This is a genomic window from Prosthecobacter sp. Pr1 (assembly GCF_057652315.1).
Map to the genome: position 1 here is coordinate 1 of NZ_JBYFBS010000043.1, position 6,465 is coordinate 6,465.

Consider the following 6,465-nt stretch of genomic DNA (forward strand, 5'->3'; position numbering starts at 1 on the left):
TGTCTGTGATGGGATGAATACCGGAAACTCCCAGTGTCTGGCAGATGGCGAGGTAGAGAGCGTTTTCCATGGGCAGCGCATGTGTGTGCAGCAGGGCGAGCAGGCGCTGCTGTGTCTGCGGCGGGAGTTTGTCACCCATCTGCGCGAGGGAGTAGGCGGCTTCCCAGGGCGTCTGGTGGTTGCCTGGCTGATACTCGATCACTTCGAGGAGCGCCGCCTGGGCCTCCGGCGTCATCTTTTCCCCCAGATTTCCAAGGGCGTGTACGGCGAACTCGAGGGAGGCCCCATCCAGCGTGCTCCAGGTGTCTTTTTCCAGGTCGGCGGCAGGCGTTTTCTCTGCTGTGGCAGGGGCCGCCGAGGCAGGTGGAGGCGCTGCGCTTGGCGCATCAGGCTCCGGTGGGGCATTGGTCAGAAAGGGATCTGGCGTGGGGTAGAGAGCAGCCGCTGCTGCGCGGGGATCTTTACGCAGTCTGGTGTTTCTCCGAAGGATGCCCACCAGTGCAGGAGCGGCCTCCGGCGGCATGTGCGGGCCTAGGGAGGACATGGCCTCCACGGCGCTGAAGTACAGGCTGTGCGGCCCGCTCCTGGCTTGCAGAAGCGCCAGCAGTGCCTGCTTTACCGCAGGTGTGGCGCTGGCACCCAGGTGGCCCAGAATTTCTGCAGCCAGGCAGCGTACGTCCTCTTCTGCCTTCTCATCCTGCAGGCAGGTCAGCAGCGCCTGCTGCACCTCCGGCGGCAGGGCACCACGATCTGCGAGTCGCTGGAAAAAATGTTCTGCGATGGTCTTCAGCGTGTGCCCGCTGGCCTCTGGGTCCTGAAACTCCGCCAGCAGGGCGCGGGTGACGGCGGAGTCCGGCTGCGGGCGCACGCCAGCGAGAGCCGGGAGGTCCACAAACTGCTTCTCTTCGTGCTCACTCGTCCCAAAGGGGTCCACGGGCGGCTCATTGCGCGTAGCGTGCTCGTTCTTCAGAAAGTCGGCCACCAGCCGCTGCTGAAAGGCCGCGGGCATGTCAGGCCCCGCCCGCTCCAGCACATCCGCCATGCTTTGGTGAAACAGGAGGTGGGACTTTCTGGTATCCTCGTTTGCATTCTCCGGCGGCGCCTCGTCATACGCGGCCAGCAGCGCCTGCGGCACCTCCGGCGGCATGCGGGGGCCCAGCCGCGCCAGGGCGGTGGCGGCCGAGGAGCGCAGGTCGTCCTTGTCGGCGGGATCTCGCAAGACGGATAGGAGAAACTCCAGCGCCTGCGGCGGCATCTCCGCTCCCAGGCGGGCCATGGCCCGCGCAGCAAAGCTACGCAGCATGGGGGGCGTGTCCGCCTCCAGCAGCAGGTGCAGCATCTTCTTCCGAATCTGCGGCTGCATGCCCACGCCCACGTTTTCCAGGGCATCCCTCGCAAACATTTTCCCGACATCATCCGCCTGCGGATTCTGGATGAATGAGAGCAGCGCCTCCTGCGTGGCGGGTGTCATGGCGGAGCCCAGCGCTCCCAAAGCCTCATAGGCTTTCATCATCAGATCAATGTCGGGGTGTGGATGCTGAATAAAAAGCACCATCTCCATCTGCGCCTCGGGGATCATGCTGCCGCCCAGCTTGTACAGGGCCCTCCTGACCCAATGCTGCGCGGAGTCATTCGGGCTCGCGTCCTTGAGCAGGCGCAGCAGCTCACGCTGCACTTCCGGCGGTGTCTGCGCGCCTAGCTGCACGGCTGCCTCGGCAGCCAGCGACTGCATGTCCCAGTCGGGCAGGGCCAGCCACTTCAGCCACTGCGCGGTGGGGATGTGAAGCTGCGCCACCCACTGCTTGTGCTTGCAGTAGGCCAGTGCGTAAAACTGCACCATGGGCGCCGGGTCCTTCAGCGCTGCCGCGATGCCTGCGCGCTGCCACGCCGCAGGCTCCTTCTCCGGCGGCACGCGCGGCCTGGGTTCAGATGCCTGCGCGGCGAGGTGCATGAAGGCCAGCGCAGCCACAGCCAGTAGTCCACGGTTTCTGTAGCGTGATGCAAGTGCCTTGGCTGGGGTTGAGTGCAACATATCCAATGCTTATCCATCCTAGGTGATCTGCAAATGGCAAAGAGAAATAGACGGATACATCAGCCGGGATGAGCTGAATCAGGCGAAAAATCATGAACCGGTTGGAGTGCTCTGACACCAACATTTTTGCAGCTGCAAATATCAGTCGCTTAATATTTTCCGACCCTGTCGGTTCTTGCCCTTTTCAGGTGGTCGGCTGTCACACGTTTTTCTTTCGGGATGACAAGAGAGTTCAACACGTTGAGCACATTGGGGTAAATGTAATCGTAGTCGCCATAGCTTCTCCCAGGGAGGAGGCGTCGCCCCTGATTAGTTGCATGCACGGGTTGCTCCTTCGCAAGTTGTTTGTCCCAAAACATGGCGGCGATATTCTCGGGATGGTCTATCAGCCATTGGTAGTGGTCCCGGTCCCGTTGTTTTGGCGAAAACGAAAAGATGCCAGGCATTTAGTAAAGGTAAGACGCCTACACTTCTCATTTTCAACCTCATCACAGATCATTGCCTCGGATGCTAGTGGCGCGGGTTTTGAGAAGGGAGGCGGGGAAGCTGGTTGTGGCAGCCGAGAAGAGCCGTTGTGGTTGCAAGTGAAAGCCTGACGGCTTGAGCGGAACGAAGATGATGCGGGCGCTACGCATGAATACCGGCGGCACACGCTGCCTATGCCGCCACCTGCGTGCGCCAAGGACGGAGCTGCAATGATCCGTCAGACGCATTGTAAATCAATACCTTGAATAATCACCTTCGACTAAATGACTGGCATGATATCTTCCGTTGATCAGATAATAGCCCGCGCATCGATGATGGGCTCGCAAACAACAGCTCTCTTCGCCTTCAAGCGCCACAAGCAGTCATCTGCTAAAATTTGGCATTCAATGGCTCATTTATATTTCGGTGAGACATGGATCTGAATCACCGACTCATCAAATGGAGTGGCTACGGTGCGCGCTTTTTTGCTTTGATTGTAGGACATCTCGCACTCCACCCAAACAATCCTGTCCTGATAGAGGTATGCCGCCTTTAGGAGCAGACCAATACAGCCCTTGTCCAACTCTAGATTCTGGGTGGAAACGGGAACATCCATGATGTTGAAGTAGGCCTCATTTCCTGAACGGGAAGGCGGCACCAGAGTCTGCAGCACTTCCTGAAACGTGCGCGCTTCTGCAAGCTTCTCCAGCGTGGGCGGAAGAAAGGGGAACAGGACATAATAGCCATTTTCATCCGTCTTGAGCGACACATAGTCATCTTCGACGTGCATCTTTTTAAAGGGCACATTGTACCAGGAGAGATTATCAAATGAAACAGCCACTTCGTTGTAAATGTCATAGTCCTTGTGGATGAGATCGCGCAAGCCCTTCAGATCATAGAGCCTAAGGAAAGGCAGGATCTGGGCACTGGTATACACCGTCGGCTCTGGGGTCTGCCCGGGGGTCTGCCCGGGGGTCTGCCCGGGGAGGCAGGTTGCCGCCATGAAAAAGCACACAAGAAGTAGAAGACGATTTTTCATAGGTTGGTTCATAAAGGATTATAGGTCTGTGGGCAACGGGACATTCACGGGCTTATTCTGAATCTTGTCATCCAGGCCCAGGCTGGTAAACCAGTCCGGATTAGGCTCATACCACTCGGTGCCCGATCCTCCCTCGTAGGCACGTATGTGGGCGGGAAGATGCTTGTCATTGAATGTGGACCTCATCTTTGTGAACTCTCTATTGCATTGGAGAAAGAACATTTGCTCCATGTTGAGCACTTTCTTTATTGCCTCATCCTCGCTTGCATAAGGCTTGGTCTTGATCTTGAACACATTTTCCAAATAGTATTTGGAGATACGCCGTCCCACTGATTGATTAACCTTGGTGTGGGCTTTTTCGTGCTCGGTCAAATCAGCCACCGTATTGGCGGTGATGTCCGCTGTGTCTGCTCCGGGTTTGCCGGAGGTCCATCGGAGCTGCGGCTTGGCAATTTTGGAAAAAGAAATGTAGCTATAAATACGCGGGGTGCACACATACCCTACATACTTGCCGTTGGCGTCCTTTTTGACCGTCGCCGTCGCGTTGATTTTATTTTTGCCGCCACCGAGCCTTGTAATTGCAAGGCCGCCTTCGTCTTGGTGGTCCTTAAATATATCCGCTGCAGTCAGTGAATGAAACGTTGCGTCTGGTATATCAAACAGGTCGCCCTTGCTGCCGCAGCCTTCCGAACTGCTGCTGGAGGCTTTGACCGCCTTGTCACTCTGCGTGAATGAAATGCCAGGCATTTTGTTCGCACCTGATTGTGGGAGGGCATCTGGGTTTCGCGGTGGCAGTGGTGCGGGTGTCTCCTCAACCTCTGAGTTATTTCTTGGTGATGCCCCCCGTCCCTCATCCATTTTATCTGAGGCTTGTCCCTGATAGGGGCTGACGGGCTGGCTAGGCGCTGCGGGGTTGTTGCCGTTTGCCGGCGGAGTAGACCCACGCACTGGCTGCTGCCGCGCTGCAAGGGTTCGTTCGGATCCCTGGAGGCGTTGTTGTGACGAGGTCCCGCTGGCACCCATTCCCATCTGCTGCCTCAAAAACGCCTCTGGTGCGCTGCGTTGTTCAAACAAGCGGCCTCTCGGCAGGGCGGGCTTGTTGTCTTGAGCGGGAGCTTGCCCGACAGGTGAGCGTGGAGCGGGAGGATGGAAAGCATCGCGGAACTCCTGCGGGGAGGGGGAGAAGCCGCTGTCGCGGGTGCTGGAGGCTTCGGGAGGCGCATCATCGAAGCGGGAGCTGCGGGTGGTGTTTTCCCAGGGCTTGGGGGCGGGGGCGTGTGCGTCCTCAGGGTGATCCTGCGGGGGCAGGTCTTGGGCGGTGATGCGGGGCATGTACCAGGGCCTGTCGTCTGCGTGGTCTTGCGGGGCGGGGGCGTCCTCGGGGTTGGCTTCTGAAAGAGGGGGATCATCCTGATCCTCCAGTCTGGTGGGTGTGGCGGAGCGTGAAGGGATCGGGGCGATCCCTTCACGTGGGCTGTCTTCCCGGAGCGGGCCGGTGGAAGGCGCAGGATTGTCACGCACCGGCAGGTGGCTGTAGGCGCGGACGCCGCCGGCGCGGGGCATGGGCTGCATGGTGTCGTCCTCCTCCTCGTCTTCAAGGTGGTCAGGGCGGCGGACTCGGGTTTCAGGAAGGTGGGAGGTGGAGAAGATGAAGGCCATGCTGGAAAGCTTGGGCCTGGATTTTGGGGTGCAGGTGAAAAGATACCATTCAATGGTATGCAAAGGACTGGGCTGGCGCGGGTGGTCTGGCGGGAGGGAGTGTTATTTTGAGGGCCCGGACTGCGCTGCGACTGCTTTTTTCGGGAGCGCCATGTCCGGCTCTTTTTTGAGGTGGTCGAAAAGATCCGGCGCTTTCAGGAGTTTCAGGCTGCCGAGCGCGGGCTTGAGTTCAGGCACAGCCTTCGCCAGCTCCTCCTGTGTGCGGGCTTTGACCACCGTCTTTTCATCGATCAGCCACCAGATCGTTTCACTGACCTTGTACCATTTCTCGCGCTCCTCAAACGTCATGCCTGGCTTTGGCGGAGGCTCGCAGCCTGTCAGCAGCAGCTTCATGCCGGTCTTGAGCCTGACACGGCAGCCTGCATCGATCTCCTGGACGAGCTCCGCTCTCACCTCATCGCCGATGGCAGTGGCCACCTCCGGCTCATCTCCGGGCACCGCCCTGACGAGATTCAGGCGGTAGCTCCGCTTTCCGTCAAAGGTGGGAAAGCGGTACTGAAACAGGGCCTCGTCATCAAACACATACAGCACCTCGATGTCATCGTCCGAGGTCTTGTGATGACGCTGAAGCTCCCAGGGCGTGAGGCAGAGTGCCGCCGCCGCGCTCAGCAGCAGGGCCAGCAGCCCCAGGCTACCTGGATGGCGGCGGAGAGGATGGCGGTGGCGGATAAGTCCCTGCATGGGTGATGATCTGCGCGGTGGACTGGTCGGAGCTTTGCGTATTGGTAACGGGATCTGAGGTGACTGCAAATCCTGTTCCTGGAACACGTGACATGAGGAGGGGCTTGAGCTGGCCGGATTGAGTCCGTCCCTGGTAGGGGCCATGGTCAACACCGTTCACCATGTCATTGAATGCCCGTTCAGCTTCCTTGTCCACGATGTCAAAGTCGTAGGTGTCATTGACCGAAAAAGAAAAAGATGCCAGACATTATGTACACGAGAGCGCAGCCATCGGCGCTGTCTGATGCCGGATGGCTGGCTGCATTCACGCGCATCTGCCGTACTAACGGATGTACCAGTCTTCGGGATCGACTCTTGCCGGCATCGGGTCGTGCTGCCAGGGAAATTTCGGACGTGGCTCCCATTGGGGCTTACGAGGTTTGGGGGTCGGCTTGAAATCCGGGTGCCAGTCTGGATCCCAGGGCCTGTAAGGCACAGAGCTCTCCGGATCTCCGTCTCCTGGGAGAGGGGGCCTGTAGGGTTTGGGGGT

General features: G+C 58.9%; 5 protein-coding genes. All 5 read right to left on the reverse strand.

What is annotated here, in order from left to right; translation table 11 throughout:
- On the reverse strand, positions 1–2,032 hold a 2,032-nt coding region (locus AC24GY_RS29250), incomplete at its 3' end, for a HEAT repeat domain-containing protein (RefSeq protein WP_487690363.1).
- Between the two features lie 149 nt (positions 2,033–2,181).
- Positions 2,182–2,478 carry a hypothetical protein gene (locus tag AC24GY_RS29255; protein ID WP_487690365.1) on the reverse strand — a complete coding sequence of 99 codons (297 nt, stop codon included), beginning with the start codon at positions 2,476–2,478 and terminating at the stop codon, positions 2,182–2,184.
- Between the two features lie 431 nt (positions 2,479–2,909).
- Positions 2,910–3,536 carry a hypothetical protein gene (locus AC24GY_RS29260; protein WP_487690368.1) on the reverse strand — a complete coding sequence of 209 codons (627 nt, stop codon included), beginning with the start codon at positions 3,534–3,536 and terminating at the stop codon, positions 2,910–2,912.
- An 18-nt stretch (positions 3,537–3,554) separates the two neighbouring features.
- Positions 3,555–5,195 carry a hypothetical protein gene (locus tag AC24GY_RS29265; protein WP_487690371.1) on the reverse strand — a complete coding sequence of 547 codons (1,641 nt, stop codon included), beginning with the start codon at positions 5,193–5,195 and terminating at the stop codon, positions 3,555–3,557.
- A gap of 102 nt (positions 5,196–5,297) precedes the next feature.
- Positions 5,298–5,936: a hypothetical protein gene (locus AC24GY_RS29270; RefSeq protein WP_487690373.1), complete on the reverse strand. Its 639-nt coding sequence runs from the start codon at positions 5,934–5,936 to the stop codon at positions 5,298–5,300.
- Positions 5,937–6,465: the final 529 nt, after the last annotated feature.

Bases quoted from the DNA above. Each gene is read 5' to 3' on its own strand.
- AC24GY_RS29255 (WP_487690365.1), bottom strand. From the start codon at position 2,478: ATGCCTGGCATCTTTTCGTTTTCGCCAAAACAACGGGACCGGGACCAC.
- AC24GY_RS29270 (WP_487690373.1), bottom strand. From the start codon at position 5,936: ATGCAGGGACTTATCCGCCACCGCCATCCTCTCCGCCGCCATCCAGGT.
- AC24GY_RS29265 (WP_487690371.1), bottom strand. From the start codon at position 5,195: ATGGCCTTCATCTTCTCCACCTCCCACCTTCCTGAAACCCGAGTCCGC.
- AC24GY_RS29260 (WP_487690368.1), bottom strand. From the start codon at position 3,536: ATGAAAAATCGTCTTCTACTTCTTGTGTGCTTTTTCATGGCGGCAACC.